Annotated in this window: 12 protein-coding genes; 1 reads left to right on the top strand and 11 read right to left on the bottom strand. The window is 49.7% G+C overall.

The features are described 5' to 3' along the window. Window positions 1–7: 7 nt before the first annotated feature. From WFK81_RS28060 to WFK81_RS28035, 6 genes are all read right to left on the bottom strand, one after another. A complete protein-coding gene (locus tag WFK81_RS28060) occupies window positions 8–643 on the bottom strand; it encodes a YIP1 family protein (RefSeq protein ID WP_336790442.1) in 636 nt (211 codons plus the stop codon). After that, the gene (locus WFK81_RS28055) at window positions 615–2078 is read right to left on the bottom strand and encodes a hypothetical protein (RefSeq protein ID WP_336790440.1); all 1464 of its coding nucleotides are present in this window, start codon (window positions 2076–2078) and stop codon (window positions 615–617) included. Before WFK81_RS28055 ends, WFK81_RS28060 begins: the two co-directional genes overlap by 29 nt. A gap of 16 nt (window positions 2079–2094) precedes the next feature. After that, a complete protein-coding gene (locus WFK81_RS28050; protein ID WP_336790438.1) occupies window positions 2095–2967 on the bottom strand; it encodes a carbohydrate ABC transporter permease in 873 nt (290 codons plus the stop codon). Window position 2968: 1 nt separating this feature from the next. After that, window positions 2969–3940: a carbohydrate ABC transporter permease gene (locus tag WFK81_RS28045; protein ID WP_336790436.1), complete on the bottom strand. Its 972-nt coding sequence runs from the start codon at window positions 3938–3940 to the stop codon at window positions 2969–2971. Between the two features lie 15 nt (window positions 3941–3955). Continuing rightward, entirely contained in the window at window positions 3956–6850 is a 2895-nt protein-coding gene (locus WFK81_RS28040; RefSeq protein WP_336790477.1) for an extracellular solute-binding protein, read from the bottom strand. Between the two features lie 115 nt (window positions 6851–6965). Next, on the bottom strand, window positions 6966–8357 hold the full coding sequence (locus WFK81_RS28035; protein WP_336790434.1) for an extracellular solute-binding protein: 1392 nt from the start codon (window positions 8355–8357) through the stop codon (window positions 6966–6968). 260 nt (window positions 8358–8617) lie between these two features. Here WFK81_RS28035 and WFK81_RS28030 point away from each other — a divergent pair, with 260 nt between their 5' ends. Then, the gene (locus WFK81_RS28030) at window positions 8618–9373 is read left to right on the top strand and encodes a helix-turn-helix domain-containing protein (RefSeq protein ID WP_336790432.1); all 756 of its coding nucleotides are present in this window, start codon (window positions 8618–8620) and stop codon (window positions 9371–9373) included. A gap of 126 nt (window positions 9374–9499) precedes the next feature. Here the strand turns inward: WFK81_RS28030 and WFK81_RS28025 are convergent, their stop codons facing one another. The 5 genes from WFK81_RS28025 to WFK81_RS28005 all read right to left on the bottom strand — a co-directional run bounded on the left by WFK81_RS28025 (window position 9500) and on the right by WFK81_RS28005 (window position 17867). Further along, entirely contained in the window at window positions 9500–12181 is a 2682-nt protein-coding gene (locus tag WFK81_RS28025; RefSeq protein ID WP_336790430.1) for an endo-1,4-beta-xylanase, read from the bottom strand. 123 nt (window positions 12182–12304) lie between these two features. Continuing rightward, window positions 12305–13189: an ABC transporter ATP-binding protein gene (locus WFK81_RS28020; protein WP_336790428.1), complete on the bottom strand. Its 885-nt coding sequence runs from the start codon at window positions 13187–13189 to the stop codon at window positions 12305–12307. A gap of 3 nt (window positions 13190–13192) precedes the next feature. Continuing rightward, a complete protein-coding gene (locus tag WFK81_RS28015) occupies window positions 13193–16063 on the bottom strand; it encodes an ABC transporter permease (protein WP_336790426.1) in 2871 nt (956 codons plus the stop codon). A 51-nt stretch (window positions 16064–16114) separates the two neighbouring features. Further along, entirely contained in the window at window positions 16115–17176 is a 1062-nt protein-coding gene (locus WFK81_RS28010) for an efflux RND transporter periplasmic adaptor subunit (protein ID WP_336790423.1), read from the bottom strand. Then, window positions 17130–17867: an ABC transporter ATP-binding protein gene (locus tag WFK81_RS28005; protein WP_336790421.1), complete on the bottom strand. Its 738-nt coding sequence runs from the start codon at window positions 17865–17867 to the stop codon at window positions 17130–17132. Before WFK81_RS28005 ends, WFK81_RS28010 begins: the two co-directional genes overlap by 47 nt. Between the last annotated feature and the right edge of the window lie 53 nt (window positions 17868–17920).

Here is a 17920-nt window from a genome sequence, read left to right as displayed (position 1 = left end):
CTCCTCCCTAACGCCTGAGCACGATTTCTTGGTGTATAACCTGCACAAAAGCAACCATCTGCTGAATTAAACTAAAAAACAGTAAACATAAGAACGCCATAAACGCCATTGCCGCAATCGTCAGAAGTATCGTCCCGATCGTCTTCGACGGCGAATATTGCTGCACGGTCATGTTACCGACAAACAGCAGATACGCACACCACAGCACGGAGACGCTGTTGAAAAAATGATAAAAGGACACTTCCTCCAAGGAAATCAGGTTGCTAAGCCCTATCCAAGGCAATTGAATGAGGAGCAGCGGCACCAAGGCAAAGCAGGTCGAGGTGAAAATATCGACAAATTTGCCTTCCCCGTCCATTAAGGTGGTAAGAGACCAGTTGGCTATCGACCAGAATAAGACAGGCACAATTACATACAGGCACTCCATCAGACTGTTTATATTGTCCGGATATACGATATTGACCACGAATCCGCTGTATTGCGTCTGCATAATTTTCATAACGATCAGCAGAAACAAGACGGAAAAGGAAATGATCAGATTCAGCTTCCGGCTGCGTTCATACTTTAACTCCCAGAAACCGTTAAAAGGGTGAAAAATCAGGTACAACGGATATTTATAGAGCTCTCTGCTTAATGAAGGCAACCTTTTTCCCTCCTCTCCGCTTCCGGTATTTGCCTACTCCATACCAACCAATGCCGAGCAGTACAACCCCTGTCATAATGCCCGGGAAATACTCGCGAAGCACTTCTTTCCTATAGAGCAGGAACGCTTTGGAATATCCTCTCTGATCCATGCTTTTCTTAAAATATTTCATGGCTTCGCGGTAATCGCCTTGCCGCAGCAGCGCTTTGCCTATTCCCGCATAGGCAAATTCAAGATTTGCGTTCATGCTGATTGTTTCCTGGTACAACGCAAACGCCTTATCCTCGTCGCCATTGTAATAGGCTCTTACAGCCTCATTTAGCGTTCTGCCGTATTCGGTTGTCTGAAATACGGTAATTTCTCCAAGCGCTTTATCCAGGACAAGAAATTCATCTCCAAGCCTTTCAATCGCAACAGGCGTGTTGAATTGTCCCATCTGATTGCCTAACCCACCGAACACATAGAGCAAATGGCCATCTCCGTCATAAGTAAAAATTCTGCCCCGTTTTGCGTCAAGGATGGAATAAATCTCGCTGTCGCCAACGTCTATGTCAATTAGACGGGATGGTCCCGTAGCGCTCATGTAGCGAATATCGCCTTCCGGAGCAAAATAGCCGTTTCGCCGCAAAATATCATTGCCCTGGGCATTCAGCTTTTTCACATTCCCGCTGTCCTGGCCGTTAGTCGCGTAAATAAAGCCTTCCTGATCAATGTCCAAGTTGGTAAACTCGGTTGGCGTAAACATCACCATCTGGCTTCGCTGCGCTTTCGTCGACAGCATCTTCCATAAATAATCGGTCGGATTAAAGGAAACCCGGTTGGCTCCAACAAACGAGGTGAACGTGCCGTCGGGGCTAAATTCCATAAATCCGTCATATACACCGGCCGACATGGCATAAATGCGTTGAGCTTTATCGACGACAACCCGGACGGGCTGAAAGTCGAATTTTTCGGACAGCATATCGGATTTGGGAGCATCGATAATTTTGACAAGCTTGTTATCGCGATCGAGATGCACAATCCGTTTATTGCCGGTATCGGCTACCACAAGTTCCTTGCTGTCCGTAACAAACAGCCCTTGAGGGTTATTGAAGGTCTCTTCTTTTCCGTCCCGGATAAAAGAGCTGATCGTCTGCACCGGCTGAAATTTATCGTTCAGCACAACGACGCGGTTATGGCCCGAATCCAGCACGTAAACTTGCCGATCCCCGGTCACATGGAAGTCGCTTGGCTCTTTAAAAGCGCCTGCTCCCATGCTTTCGCCGTTCCACAATGCATTCGCCTGATAGGCAGCCGGAGCCGCGGTTGTCAGCCCCCAATAGGAATAGTTATAGGATTCCGCCCCGTCCGCAGCCATTACCCTGGTGCTTCCCGCGCTTATGCCCAATAACAAGGAAAGCGCAAGGATGAGAAATATTTTTTTCTGTATCTGCATCAAGCAGGACTCCCTTCTACTCTTTCATTCCCGAGGTTGCCATCGTCTGGATGACACTGCTCTGGGAGATGATAAAGAGCGTGATTGGAACGACCATCAGGATAAGCGCAACAGCGGCGCCAACGCCTGCCCTGGCAATGCCTCCAAGCGCTATTTGTCCTAGTGCGTAGTGAAGTGTCTTCAGATTCTCGCTGTAAATAAAGTTGCCTCCGTCTGAGCCCCACAGCATAGGAAATTGAAGAATCATAAGAGTCAGCCAAGCCGGCTTCACATTAGGCATAACAATCTGCCAATAAATCCGATACTCGCTGGCCCCGTCGATCTTGGCCGCTTCCACCAGCGCATCCGGAATCTGCTCCATGAATTGCTTCATCAGGAATAATCCCAGAGGGAAAGCCAAGGATGGAACAATAATCGATAAATGCGTATTGATCCAGCCTAACCAGGACATGACCATGTAGTTTGGAATTGCCGTAACCGTACCGGAGAACATCAAGGACAATACGACCGCCGAGAAAATAATCTGGGATCCCGGGAATTTATGTTTCGCCAGCGGATACGCGGCCGCTGACGCAAACAGAATATGACCGAAGGTCCCGACCAGCGTAATGACAAGCGTATTGGCAATATAACGGGACAACGGAACCCAGGAATTCCCCATTAAAGCAAACAAGTCGAAGAAGTTGTCGAGCGTCGGATTATTAACCATAATTCTCGGCGGGAATATAAACAGCTCGTCGAGCGGCTTGAATGCGTTATTGACGGCATAGACCAGCGGTATAGCCATAAACAAGCCAAATACGGCAAGGAGCAGGAATAACAAAAAGCTGACGGTGAAGGAACGGTTAAGCTTTTTTTGAATCCGGAAAGCTGCTGTCCAACTGTTCAAATCACTCACCGACCTTTCTTAGAAGCCTCTGGGTCAGCTTGTTGGCCCCCACCATGATCAGGAACAGCACCGTCGCAATGGCTGAAGCGTAACCCATCTCAAAACGGATGGTGCCGTAATCCATCAAATGCGTCACGATCGTATGCGCGGCGTAATTGACGCTTGGGAAGCCCGCCAGAGCAATGGAGACATCCGCCACGGCGAACGAAGCCGTGATCTGCAAGACGGCACCGAATAATAATTGGGGTCTCATCGAAGGAAGCGTGATGAACCACAGCTCCTGCCACCGGTTGCGGATGCCATCCACTGCGCCTGCTTCAACCAGTGATTTATCGATGGTCTGAAGCCCTGCTATAAAGGCCAGAAAGCTGGTGCCCAAGCTAAGCCATAACTGCACGATAATGACGATCGTAAGGATGTATTTTTCATTGGTCAGCCATTGGATAGGTTCGAGAATAAATCCGAATTTAATGAGGAAACCGTTCAAATAACCGTAACGGTCACCGGAAAACACGATAAGCCAAATGAAATACACATTACCCGAAATCGATGGTGCATAAAAAATCAAGGTCATAACGGCGCGGATCTTCGGCGATAGCTCATTAATGATCCAGGCAAACAGGAAACAGGCGAAATAGCTTATGGGTCCCGTAATAATGGCGAACATAAAGGTATTGCGCAAGGCAATCATAAAGACGTCATCATTCAAGAACAGCCTGGAGTAATTGTCCCAGCCTACGAATCTCGGAAATTCGAGCATATTGAAATAGAAAAAGCTGAGACACATCGAAAATACAACCGGAATAATGGTAAACAGGGTGAAAATAATCATGTACGGGCTCATCAGGATATAGTAATGCTTGCTTCTTTTTATCTCTTTGAACGCTTGCGCCCACTTGGATACCTTAACCGGCTGCCGGAGGAGATCAGGCCCGGGAACAGGTACGGATACGGTTTGACTCGTTTCAGGCATCGATTTCACCTCTGGCTAGTTTGGTAGTTTAAATTCTTTTCGCTTTATCGCGATTTCATCATTGATGTATAAGATATAGTCGGATAAAGCCTCGCGGGGATTCTCATTGCCGTTGACGACTTTGCGGAAGGCATTATCCAGATGGCGTCCGGTGAAATATCCGCCCGGAACCTGAGGAATCCCTTCAACCCATTGCCACTGGCTTTCAAGATTTTGATAATCCTTCACCGGCCAAGGCAGTTCCTCCAGCGCTTCGATGTTAGCGGTCGGATACCGTGCGGCTTCGCCAAGCAGTCCCTCCATCTCGCGTCCAAATGCAATTTGCGTTTCTTTGCTGGTCCACCATTTCATAAACGTCCATGACGCGTCTTTATCCTTGGCATTCTCGAGCATCATGACAGAGGTTGTATGGCTGGCCACTTCATGATTGACCGTGCCGTCCGGCAATTCCGTTCCGGGCACCACGGTGAAGTCCCACAATCCTTTAATTTCCGGCGCCATAACCGTCAGATTGTTATACGTCGTGTAATCCGCAATTCCGATTGGCATTTCTCCGGTACGGAACCTGTTCGGGAAGTCCGCTTTCAACGGAAACTTGTAGTTGGTATAGAACTGCGTCCATTTTTTAAAGACCTCCATCGAAATATCCGAATCAAGCGCGCTCTTCTTGTCGTCATCGGAATAAAACTTGCCGTTGTTCTGATAGAGCATCATGGAAAAAGCGGCATTTGGCGTAAGATTCGCGTTGTTCGTCACATCGTCGATTGGCAGGAAAAACTCCATATTATGCTTCTGCAGGACCGAGATCATGTTGTAAACGTCCTGCCAGGTTTTTGGAGGCTTTAAGCCGATTTCCTCCAGAACGTCTTTCCGGTAGAACAGCATGGGGAACGTCTGCTGCTCCGGCAATGCGTATACCCCACCGCCGTATTTGTAAGGAACCAGCGCGCTTTCGTTGAACCTTGAAGCCACATCCTTGAAATCAGGGAACACGGACAAGTCCGCCGCCGCTTTCCTCATCGCATAGTTGACCGGTACGTCCTCCCCTATCTGCATGGCAACATCGGGCCCTTCGTCAGCCAGCGTCGCAGGCAGAAGAATATTGGCCGGAACAAGCCTGAGCTTCACCGAAATGCCGGACTCCGGCGTAAAGCTTTCGTCAATCAAGCTCTTTAATACCTGCGCCTGGTCCCTGCCCGTCGTGATCCATACGGTAATCGATTTATCGCTTTGCTTCGTATTGCCGATGCTGTCGTAGTCCTCCGTATACGAGGCCAGCAGGCCGCCAAGCTCATGCTTTACTTTTTGGCCAAACGTCGCCTGAGCTCTTGGCAGCTTGGAATCAGGCGACGATACAATCAGATAATCCAAGGTCAAAGGTTGAACGCGCACGTTCAAAATCCATGTCCCAAGTCCGCCTACATTTGTTTTGAACGCGATCAATCGTTTAGCCACCGTTTCCGGTTTTGCGGCCATCTCTTCAAGCTGGCTCACCATTGTATCGAGTACCGCCACTTTATCGCTATGTTCGCCTGTAGACTGTTCAAGGTAATCGGCAACGCTTTTAATCGCCGCCGCTTGCGTTCTGAAGACCTCAGTCATTTCCGGAATCCGCTTCTCAAGCTGATAATCGCGATAGGGATCCGGAGAGTTGGAGGTAATGATCAGAATCTTTCTGTATATCTCATTAAGCTGCAGGACGCTTGATTCAATCGTCTGTAGCAGCGGAGCGATCTCGCCTAGGGATACGGACAGACGAAGCGTATGCTTGCCTTTTGTTAAATGGAATAGATAGGGTTCCGTCCCGCCCATCACGTCCATTTTCCAATCCATACCGAAATTAAACGGAATCTGCTTCATTTCTTTGAAAGGATATTCGCCGTCAATCATGAGACTGCGCGTGCTGTACACGCCGCGAAGCTGATCCTGTTTTCTTTTTAATGCAATCTGGTACAATCCGTCTTCCTTCGCATCCACTTCCCACTCCAGCCACTGTCCCGGAAGCTTCCAGTTCACGCCGCCGATTGCGTTAATCCTGATCTTCGATACGGCGTAAGGAATAACGGCCGGACTTGACTTGTCAGACAACGGATACAGCGTTGGAGACGATTTGAGCACCGCATCCTCGGCCTGAATCATCAAGTACTGATTTTTGACAGGCTTAAGGCCTTCCGCCTCATAATCCTTTTTCACGTCCTCATAGGATTTGACCGGTTTCTCCTGATACAGCTCGATATAGTCAATTGCCATCGGCTCCCGCGAAGCCGTAAGAGTAATCTTCTGCATGCCTTGGTCGAAGTGAAACAAATAGGGGTCCTCGTAATAGCCTTCGCTGTCCATTAAAGGTTTAAGCTGCCACATGGGCTTCTCCACTTGTCTCGGACGCAGATCGTTCCCGCGGTCATCCCGTTTGATTCCGGCATCGCGGTTGCCCCATAACCGGTCAAACAGCAAATCCTCCGCCCCGGTAAACGGCAGTTCATCATTAATGGCAAGCTTGCGTTCAATTGCGGAGCTTTTGCCATCAATGGGGTAGTAATGGATTCGCACATTATATAATCCTGCTGTTTCCACGGGAACTTTCCAGCTAATGGAACCCGTGTCCGGCGTAATAACCGCTTTCCCGTCAAGCCCATCCGGATGATCGGCCACTTCGAAACCTTCTCCAACGGTATCCGTGAAGCTTTCGCCTTCTATACGGATAACCTTCGACGGCCTATTATCGCCAGAGAAGCTTTTCAGGTATTCGGTATAACCGTCTTTATCACCTGAATCGGTAATCGCCTGAAACCCGCCCATGGCCTGAGCGCGTCCGTTATTCGGCTGACCCGAAGGGTAGAAAGCCCAAATGGACAAAAAAAATACGAGTAGAACCAGTATGGCAATTCCGTAGCGCTTTCTTCTTTTGATGCTCAACTCTGCTCCCCTCCTGCGGCAAGAGATTTCATTTCAGCAACAGTCCCCACCTGAGATCATTCAAATGAGAGATCGTTCAAATGGGGACTGTCGCTACGAGCTTTACTGATTACTTTTTGTAGACCTCATCAATGGCAGCCTGGGCCTGCGCTTTATACTTGTCGATAACGGTGGATACCGAATTGCCCGAAGTCAATTCCCCGATCATGTCGTAGTAAGGGAATTTAGGGAATGTCGCGCTGTCGAGCACCAGCATGCCTGCGCCTGCGTCGCGGGCGTTTTTGATATCGTTCTCGTCGGTGAAATTGCTCTCCAGCGTCGCTTGGTCCGGATAGTCGTAAATCGAATCGATGTCGTTGATCTTCTCCCAGATGTATATCAGCTGATCGGGATTCTGGACACTTTTCGGAATGGTCAGAGCTTGGAACGCGCCTTCAGCGGAATGGTAAGCAGTTGCGCTTGGACCTTTCGGGAATGGCACAAAGCCGATATCGTAATCCTTCATGTCCGTTTTTAAGCCGCCAATCTCATACATGGCTCCCGCGTACATAAGCGTATTGCCTTGACGGAAAAATTGTCCCGGCTCCGTCCAGTCCCCGCCTTCCGTTGGCCGGGCAACCTTCTCGGTTGCCAGCTTGGACAGGAAGTTAAATACCTCAACGGTCTTCGGATCGTCCAGATTTTGCTTATCCCCGTTGGTCAGGCTCGTTTCGTTGGATACCAGCGCAGGATCCATAAAGCCGGCCGACGCAAGTCCCCATGTATCGAGCTTGCCGTCATTATTCGTATCTTTGTTCGCTTCTTTTGCGACTTGAGTAAACGTATCCCAATTCCAGTTGTCCTCGCTCACGTACTCCTGAGGAGATTTAATGCCAAGCTTGTTCAAAAGGGTACGGTTATAAAAAATGCCGGTAATCAAATTGCCTTGTCCTTCGGAGAAAGCATACCCGCGGCCATTGTACGACATAAATTCGGAGGCTTTCGGATTAAATACTTTCGTATTTTTCGTGTATTCGTCTACCGGCCATAACAGATCCTGCTGCACCAAAGTCGGAATGGTGTAGTTTTTACCCAGACGCACAATGTCGCCAAGCGGCTCGCCAGCAAGCAGAGAAGCGACAACCTTTTGCTGGTATTCGCCATAATCGACCGCTACGAACTCCATCTTGAAATTATGCTTTTTCTCAAGCTCCTCCAGATTCTTCTTCCGCTGGATATTGTCCGGATTGTCTTCGCCAATCGTCATATCCCACCAGGACACAACCTTGATGGTCCGCCCGCCCATGTCGAAATCCATCTCTGGCGATGAAGCATCCTCTTCCGCATTGCCTGCGTTGTTTGACGCCGCGGCGTTATTGTAGGCTGTTGCGTTACTGCTTGCGGGCGTATCCGTGTTTTTCCCGCTTCCATTTCCGTTTTTGCTGCCGCCACCGCTGCATGCGGTTAAAGAAGCAGCCAGCACCAAAGTCGACAGCATCATAACCGTCTTTCTCACTTGCATATTGGTCCCCCCTAAAATGGTTTACAGGAAAAAGTGTAGCGCTTACATTTCGGAGCAACAACCTGCCGGTCCATAGATCAATGACCTGTCAATTTATAGGTTTCGAGGAATGGCGCGGCTTGTCGGGTATCCCTGAACCGAAGAGGTAAACAAATGGATGATGGATAAAAAAATGCACATTGTCACCTGCCCAAGTCTTGAACAATAATAAAAACCATAATCCGTCAGAGACAATCCTACAGAAAGCGAGGTTCGGCTTTATGTATAAAGCATTGCTTGTTCATCCCGACGCGATATCGAGAGAAGAGACCAGATTGATGCTACCTTGGGAGCAGTACGGCTTCCGGCTTCATGACTATGCGGATTCTCTCTCTGACGCTCAAGCTATTCTCCGTACGCAGACGTTCGACCTTATTCTTATAGATCTCAAATTCTCGCAGACTATCGGAATGCAGATCTGCGAACAGATCCGCGAACATAGCCGTGTCTCTATTATTCTTTTGGGGGGCAGTCATGATTTCCAGCTGCTGAGGAAAGCAATGGCCTTACAAGTAAGCGATTACATAGCCGATCCCGTACTGCCGGAGGATCTGGCGGCCAGCCTGTACAAGGTAAAGAAAGAACTGGATGTACAGCCTGCCCATTCCAAGCGGTTAACCTTAAGCTACGAAAATAAAAAAAATCAAAATCCGTCCATCATTGATTTGGTCAAGCAATACGTTCAGGAGCGGCTTCACGAGAATATTACGTTAAAAAAAATCTCAAACATGCTTCACTTTAACTGCGCTTATCTTGGCCAGAAATTCAAAGATCAAGAAAGCATGTCGTTTAACGAATATCTGCTTCAACAGCGAATGGAGAAGGCAAAGTTTCTTTTGGAGCAAACGGATATGAGAATCTATGAGATAGCCAATCAAGTGGGGTACACGGAAATTGATTGGTTCTATAAGAAATTCAAGGAATATACCGGCTCAAGCGCCAATGAATACCGTAAGCAAAGTACCGTATTCGCCTAATGGATTATTGCGGAACATTAATTTCGTAAGCGCTTGCAAATAATTTGATGAACCGTCTGTAAAAAAACGAGGGGTCCCATAAGTCATGAAAATGACGATGGGACACCTCGTTTTTTCTTTTTCTATTTACTTTGTTCCTGACAGCTTCAACAGCCCAAAGCCGGAAGTGTTCGTATAAGACAGGCCGGAACGGTCATTCCAGATCGCCACGCTGTCTCGTTTCCCGTCGCCGTCTTCATCATTGTTAACCTGTACGTCAAAGCCAATGATTGCTCCTGCAGCAGGCGGAGCACCGTTCCATTTAATGGAGGCTTCCACCAGATAACCGTTAGCCGTACGTTTTACCGCGGATGACAGATTGCCGCTTAAAGAGCCCGGATTTACGCTTTGCTCGTTGTCGAAGTTAATCCGGTATTGTCCGTCATCGGCCTGATAGCTGGCGGTTCCTCCCTTATTCTGATCGACGAATATTTCTACCGAGTCCTGCTCCCATACGTTTGGACTTGCCTTGGACAAGAGCGAGTCCGTCACTTCCGCGAGTACGTATAAACGTCCTGCATCCCACAGTGTTCTAACCTTTGCTTGCGCTCCTTTTGTCCCTTGCACCCATCTGTCCGTTGTAATGATATTGGCCTTGCTCCAGACGGAATCTATTGTTCCGTCTATAACGGGAGTTCCGTTCGGAGCTTCCGTAAATTGAGGCCCTTCTACTAGGGTTAAGACGCCAAATTTGGACGTATCCGAATCCTGCGAACCCGTTCTGTCGTTCCAGGAGGTTTTGGTTGTCGTGCTTCCCGCTTTATCAACAACGCGAACATCAAGACCAAGCTTTTTATTAAGAGATAAGCCATCAACCGGAATGGCCGCTTCGATCCGGTATCCTCCTTCTGCAAGCTTCACCGCTTTGTATTCGGCAGGTTTGCCCGGATTCGCACCGCTCCGGCGGAACGTGTATTTCTTGTCGTCCTCTTCGTATGCGGTTGTTTTCCCGTTATTGCCGTCTATGAATACTTCTACCGCATCATTGCCGTTCGTGCTTGTATCCGATACGTCAACCGCGATATAAAGCCGGTCCGCATCCCATAACGTCTTGTAGGTTGCCACGGGAGTTCCTTCATTCAGGATGGAAACCGCCGGAGACTTGCTCCACGCATCCTCCAGCTTTCCGTCGATAACCGCACTAGCGTTAGCGGCCGTTGTTTGCTGAATGTCTACCGGAAGCTTGCTTGGATCAACTAATGCCCAATAGGCATATTTCGCCTGCAGCCTTTCGTCAAAGAGCAGCGGCCAATTATTGCGGTTGACCGGGAAGGTGCGCAGCCAAGTATTCAAATCGTCCTTGCCCCAGAATATAACGGCGGTTAACTGGTCTGCATGCTTCCTGAATACGTCGAAAATTTCCTTATACCGCTTCGCCTGTTTGATTTGAAGCTCGAGAGGGAATGTGTCGTAAGCATCATTGTCATTGGTATAAACGCTCATATCGAGCTCGGTTATCTGCTGCTCAATGTTCAAATCCGTAAACGCCTGTATCATATCATCGAGCTCTTGAACCTGCGGAGACTCAATTCCGATATGCGTCTGATGGCCGACGCCGTCAACGGGAATGCCTTTATCCTTTAGCCGTTTAATTAAATCATGAAGATCCTGCCGCTTCTCCGGCATGTTCGTATTGTAGTCGTTAATAAACAGCTTTGCATTTGGATCCGCTTCATGGGCATATTCGAAGGCCTTCTCGATAAATTCTTCTCCTGCGATTTTGTACCATAAGCTATTGCGGAGACCTCCCGGCTGTTTATCACCTGGCTCAAGCACCTCGTTAACAACGTCCCAGGCATAGATTTTGCCCTTGTAGCGGCCAACGACCGTCTCAATATGGCGCTTCATCCTGGCGAACAGCAGCTCTTTGCTTGCCAGGTTTCCATTCTCGTCGTAAAACACCCAATTCGGAGTTTGGGAATGCCAGATCAGCGTGTGACCGCGCATGGCAATACCGTTCTGCACCGCAAAATCAACAATCTTGTCCGAGCGGGTGAAGTTGAACTGTCCCTCCTGCGGCTCCGTAGCATCCCATTTCAGCTCATTGCCGGCAGTCAAGCTGTTGAAATGCTTCTTCACCAATTGCGCATCCGGACTATTGGAATCTTCGATTTCATTAACCAATACCGCTGTTCCAAGCTTGAAATCATCCTTAAAAACATCCTTCAGGGACGGAATATCCTGCTGGATAACGATTGGTTCCGGTTCCGGAAGCTGTTCCATGGAAAAATCGTCTACATAGAAGTCGAGCGTTGGGTTAGAGGATGCTTCAAAATAAACGGAAAGGCTTTCGATCGGTTGTTTTAATTGATATTGACCGCTAAATTTCGCCCAGCCGTCTGCCGTAACATTCCCGGAAGTGACTCCTTCATAATACGTTGTTCCGTTTGTCGTACGCTGAACCGTCATGGACACCGATGAAGCCGCCGTGCCTGCCGGAAGCTTGACCCAGGCGCTTAGCGCATAGGTTTTCCCTTCCGTCATAATGGATGTGACATCAAGCTGCGGGCCGTTCCAGCTTTGCGATCTTCCCGTTACTTGAAGACCGTATGTCCCTGTGTGTGCCGCGGCTCCCGAAGCTGCAAGCACTTCATTGCCTCCGCGTCCATGCCAGCCTTGAACCGTGCCATCCTCGAAATCCGTTACCACTTTCACCGTGCTTGCTTCCGCTTCCGCCTGTTTCGGCAGCATGGTTAGCGACATGGACGCCATCATCAGAGCGATGGCAAGCAGCCCCGAAAAATAACGCTTCAAACCTTGTTTCATCATTAAATACATCTCACCTTTCACCTCTTGTATATTCCATTAAACCGCCCCTTGCGGGGCGGATCATGGCATAGCCCTAGCAGCGCTCATGGTGTCTGTTGCATCAGCCTTCCCAGCCTCTTTTCGTTACTTCCCTTCCTGGGGATAAAGAATAATCCGCCCTTCCTCCATTTGGACACGTACTTTGTTGCTGTCTTTGAACCCTTGTTCATTCAGATAACCTGCGGGAATCTGAAGTCGCCCCGCTTTATCGAGAACGGCGTATTCAATATGGCTTTCTTGCTCGGCAAGAAGATGCTCGGCATCCAGTCTGGCGAGCTCATCGGCATACGATTCTCTTCGGATCATCTCGGCGGAGGTTTTGCCGTCCCGAATTTGCACAACCCGATTAACCTTGCGGGCAAGCAGCGGATCGTGGGTAACAATGACAATCGTAATGCCTAACGTCTGATTCAGATTCCTAAACAAATCAAGTACCTGTTCAGACGTTTTCGTATCCAGGGAGCCTGTTGGTTCATCGGCAAGAAGCAGCTTGGGCTCGTTTGCCAGAGCAATGGCAATCGCCACTCGCTGCTGCTCTCCTCCGGAAAGCTCGCTGAGCTTGTTTTTCAATCGATGGCCAAGCCCAACCGCTTCAAGCAGCTCGATCGCCCGCATTCTGCGGCGTCTGCCTTTCAACAGAATAGGCAGCTCCACATTCTCCAGGGCGGTCAGATAAGGGATGAGATTGCGCGCGTTATTCTGCCATACGAAACCAACCGTCTCCCGCTTATAGCTCACCAGCTCCTTCTCGCCAAATGCCAGTAAGTCCTTACCGTCCACAAACAGCTTTCCCGCAGATGGTTTATCAAGGCCTCCGAGCATATTGAGCAGAGTAGATTTTCCGCTTCCCGAGTTGCCGATAATGGCCATCAGCTCTCCGGCTTCCACCGTCATGTCCAGCCCTTGCAAAGCAACGACCTCGAGATCGGCGGTTTTGTAAATCTTGACAAGCTCCTCGCATTTGATCACCGTTTATTCCTCCCCCAGCTTCAGCGCTTGGGCAATTCGAGTCCGGGACAGCCGGTAGCCAAGTATAAGCAGACCAACTGTTAGAGTGAAGCCAACGATACCGTAAAGCTGCAAATAATCGCTCAGCTTATAGACAATTTCGAACGGCGGGACCTGCTCTGCCGTTGCGAACGACATTTCGAACAACGGAACAAACAGCTCGCTGATCATATTGCCTATTACCACGCCGATAATGACCGCTGCTCCGGAAGTAAGAAGCTGCTCGCTGAGCAGCATCCCGATAATTTGCGGGAAAGGGATCCCCATCGCCCGCAAAACCCCGTATTGCAGCGTACGGCCGGATAAAGCGAGCACCCAGAACAATAGGAAGCCAAAGAAGCTGATCAGCATCGATATCGCGAAGCCAAGCGTCATCACTCCGTTAATCGCAAGCCGGAATGGATCGTTTTTGGAAGCAATCAGCTCCTGCCTTGCATCATGAAGACTAGTAATATTCATTTTCGATGAGGTTAATTGGTCATAAATCGATTGGCTGGAGATGCCCTCCTTCAATTTAAGCCATACCTCGTAAGGCTCTACCGCCAGCCTGTTCTGAATCGTACTTAGATTGCCAACGATAAGATTAGGCTTTGCGGGTTTTTCTTCTCCATCGGCAGCGGAAGGAAGAGGATTCCAGCCCGGCCAATAATCAATAATGCCATAAACGGTAAACATGGCTTCATCCAGTCCGTCCCAATAAACCGAGATCGGATCTCCGGGCTTTACCTTCGCGGCATCGGCCAATGACTTCGAGATCAGAACCGCCTTTGGATTGGTTGCGATAAGATTGAGATAGCTGTTCATTGGATAATCAAGAAGATTGTCCTTCATCCAGGCGGTTTGACCAAAATCCATCGTATCGATCCCAACCAGAGTGGCAGCCCCGTTTGTTTTTTTCGCGCTGCCCGCGCTGAATCTCGCCCCTTCCTTCCGGAATACTTTTGCCGTTGCTTGAACGCCCTTCAGCTCCCGAAACGGCTCGAAAGGCGGTTCGGTATATTGAACTTGCCTATAGCCGGATTCTTGCGCGTTCTGAACCTGAGGCTCGGCCCCTTGCATAATTGGCGGTGGAGCATCGCTCTCCCAACGCGTAGTCAAGGTCATATCCGCGCCGATGTTATATTGGATTTTACTATCCATGTTATCGTTGATGGTCCGAGCCGCATTGGCACTGAACAGTCCGGTCGACACCGTCAGAACCAGGAATACCTTGATCGTCAGATACTGGCCCGATGAGCGGCTGATTTGAATCAGCGTATTATACAGAGCCGGCGGCCACCACTTACGCCCCGCCCAATAAACAAGCCGAATAAACCATGGATAGATCCTTAGCACCAGCAGTCCGGCTCCCAACGCAAATAGCGCGGGCATCAGAAACAGCAGCGGATCCACCTGCAGGGCATCCGAATTCAGGGCTAGACGCTTCAAATCCTCCTGCCTGTTATTGAAATTGTAGAGCAGATACAGAGCTAGACCGACAAGGAGTATGTCGATGCCCGTCTTGTGCCAGAAGGACATCCTGGTCAGTCTGGCCGCCTGCTGCTTATGATTCACGATCGATACTCGGGTCGCCAAAAACGCCGGGATTAAGATAAGAAGGATTGCTCCGGCTACTGCCGCTGCAGCTAAACGGTAAGCATTGCTCGTCAAATTAACGTCAAGCGCAGAACGCTGCACAAATTCCAGAAATCCGCCCGATGCTCCAAGCACTTTCGTAAAAGCGACGCCAAGAAAAGGCCCAACGGCAAGCGCGCTTATTCCTAGCATCAGGCTTTCAAGCGAATAGGCTGTCATAATTTGCAGCCGGCTTGCTCCACGGCTTCGGAGCACGGATATTTCCGTCTTCTGCCGCTCAATGACGAGATTGGCCGCCATATACAAGTAAAAAGCAAGCATGAGCATAACCGGGGAGTACAAAGACAGCATCATAACGTCAAGCTTTTCTTGCTTGCCCTGAAAGGAAGCGATCGTTTCACTCGCCGGAATATTAACCTCCGCCGATCCAAGCTTGCCGCGGAAATAACTGCGGACCGCCCGGTTGGCTTCGGAAAAAGCTTCGATTTTATCTATGCTCATCTGTTTGTAATCCAAAGCATAACGCCACTCCAGATCGGATATTCTTACCTTGCCGTCCTTCGAAACGAATTCGCGCTCGAATTGCTGAAAAGGAATCAAAAATCCGTCGGGTTCATCCGTTGCCAAAAAAGGCAGATAAGGATCTGCTGCCGGATCGGTATCGATAATTCCAACCGGTATGACCTTTAACAGCTGCTTATCCGGCGTCTCTGCCACAAGCTCTTCACCCAAATCCCGCTTGACGGAATTAAGGAACTTTTGCGTAACTACCGCTTCAAACAAACCGTCCGTGCGGTCAACCGGCATCCGGCCGTCAATCAGGCGAACCCGCTTCTCCATATCGGACAGTGATTTGAATCCCCCTGTTGTCTTCTGCGTCTTCTGTTCCTGTTCGGATGCATCCGCCCCGTACACTTTCATCTTCTGAGTGAAACGCTGCTGATAGAAGGACAGCGCTTCAAGCCCCATAAGCTCCGGAAGCGACTGTATGTAACGATCTGCACGATGAATTGCGTCGACGGTTTTCTGGTCCATCTTGTTGGAAGATACGGATGTACTGACCCGTACGTATCCCGGATATACAAAGTTTTTGCTTTGGACACCCTGAAGCTCCTTCTGCAAAGTCCGCTCAAGGATAGCATCGGAATAGAGCGGCATCGAGCTGAACAAGGCCACGCATACGGTTAGACCGAACCACAAATTCAGCTGCAGCCATTTGTTATTTGCCATCTTGCGGAGAATCATAGTCCATAATGCCATGCATACACCTCATTCTCGTGCCCTGTCGCCAGACCCGGGCTCATTGTAGCGTCAATTGTTCAGAATAACCTTCTGTCCTTCCTCCAATCCCTTCACGATTTCCGCCTCGGTAGGAGTCGTTAGTCCAACTTCGACGTCGACTTCTTTTTTGCGATCGCCGTCTGCAATTTGGACGTAAGAACGTCCCATATAGGAACGGATTGCTTTGCGAGGGAGCACGATCGCATTTTCCCGTTTTTGAAGTTCAATGGTCATATCCGCGCTATGTCCGATTTGAATGCCTTCGGGAGGGTTGTCGATCCCCATAACGACGGTAACGGCACTACTGTTCGATTTTGCCTGATCGGTCGTAATGGGAGCGTTGGATGGCGATTGCAGCACTTTGCCGGCATAGTCTTTTCCCTTGTACTTCAAATGGACAGGCATCCCCGCTTCGACGCCAAGCACATCCTTCGCATCGGATGCCGTATAGGTCAATTGCATGCTGGATGGGTCCGCCACGGTTACAATGTTCTGATAGGCATTTACCCGGTCGCCTGTTTTGATAGAATCAACGAAAATGACCGTTCCCCCTATAGGCGACAACAGTTGGGATTTGCGCAGCCGGCTTTCCATGGCCTGCAGAGACAGCTGCTCCCGTTCCAGATCGATTTCTTTCAGGCGCTTTTCGGTACCGGAGGCTCCGTTCTGGACCGCTTCGCTGTATAGAAGCTGTACCCGTTCTACGTTCAGCTTCTGCAGCCGAACTTGCAGCTCCAGATCATCCGTCTCCAATTCTGCCAGCAATTCGCCGGCTTTCACCTGTTGACCGGGAGTAACGTTTACGGATTTCAATTGACCGCCGGACTCCGTGAAAGAAAGCGTCTTCACCTTAGAAGAGATAAAGATTGCGGTTCCCTTGAGCGCGGTCTGGATACTGCCTCGGGCTGCCACTACGTAATCCAGCTTTTCTTGCACCGGCTGAATAAGCGGAGGCTGCAAGGCAGCTTCCTCTTGCGGGAGCAGTGAGCAGCCTGACAGCGTAATCGCGGTTATAGCAAAGACGGCTGACCGTTTCGTTATCGGATTAAATAAGAGGCGTTTGATTTGTTGTTTTAGATACAATTTTTCCATCCTCCAATGCAATAACATGATCGACGAGCTCCATAATCCCCGGGTCGTGGGTGGTAAGCAGAATCGTCATTCCGGAACGGTTGACCAAATCCCTGAATACGCGCATCACCTGCAGACCCATCCGGCTGTCCAATTCAGCGGTTGGCTCGTCAGCAATCAGCAGAGCAGGTCCATGCGCAATCGCTCGCGCGATAGCCACCCGCTGCTGTTCTCCCCCGGACAATTCCATCGGCCGGTGCTTCATCCGCTCCCGCATGCCTACCCGTTCGAGCGCCCGCTCGGCTGCTTCGCGATTCCCCTTTACCGGTGTTCCCGCAATTCGCAGCCCGAACTCCACATTCTCATAAGCTGACATAAGCGGGATCAGCCCAAACGACTGAAAGACTAGCCCGAATTCCTTCCGGCGCAAGGCGTTTCGCTCTTTCCCGGATAATCCGGTCACTTGTTCCCCCCGAAAAAAAACCTGCCCTTCGGTAGGCTCGTCGAGCGCGCTCAAAATATTTAACAAGGTTGTTTTACCGGAACCCGAACGTCCTTTCAGCGCTACCATAGAGCCTGCGGTTATCTCAAGATGAATATCCGTCAACGCCGTAACTCCGGCATTTCCTTTCCCAAACACCCGCTTTATGCCTGTTGCCCGGAGCAGTGTCTCTTCGCTTGTCTCTGTCTGCGCTGCCTGTATAGCCGGCATTTTTGTTCCCCCTTTCCCTCTTGCGACCGCTTTTTCTTCTTTCTTAAAAAGTG

The organism is Paenibacillus sp. MMO-177, from assembly GCF_037147795.1.
Classification (GTDB): domain Bacteria; phylum Bacillota; class Bacilli; order Paenibacillales; family Paenibacillaceae; genus Pristimantibacillus.
This window is presented reverse-complemented; position numbering and strand designations above follow the sequence as displayed.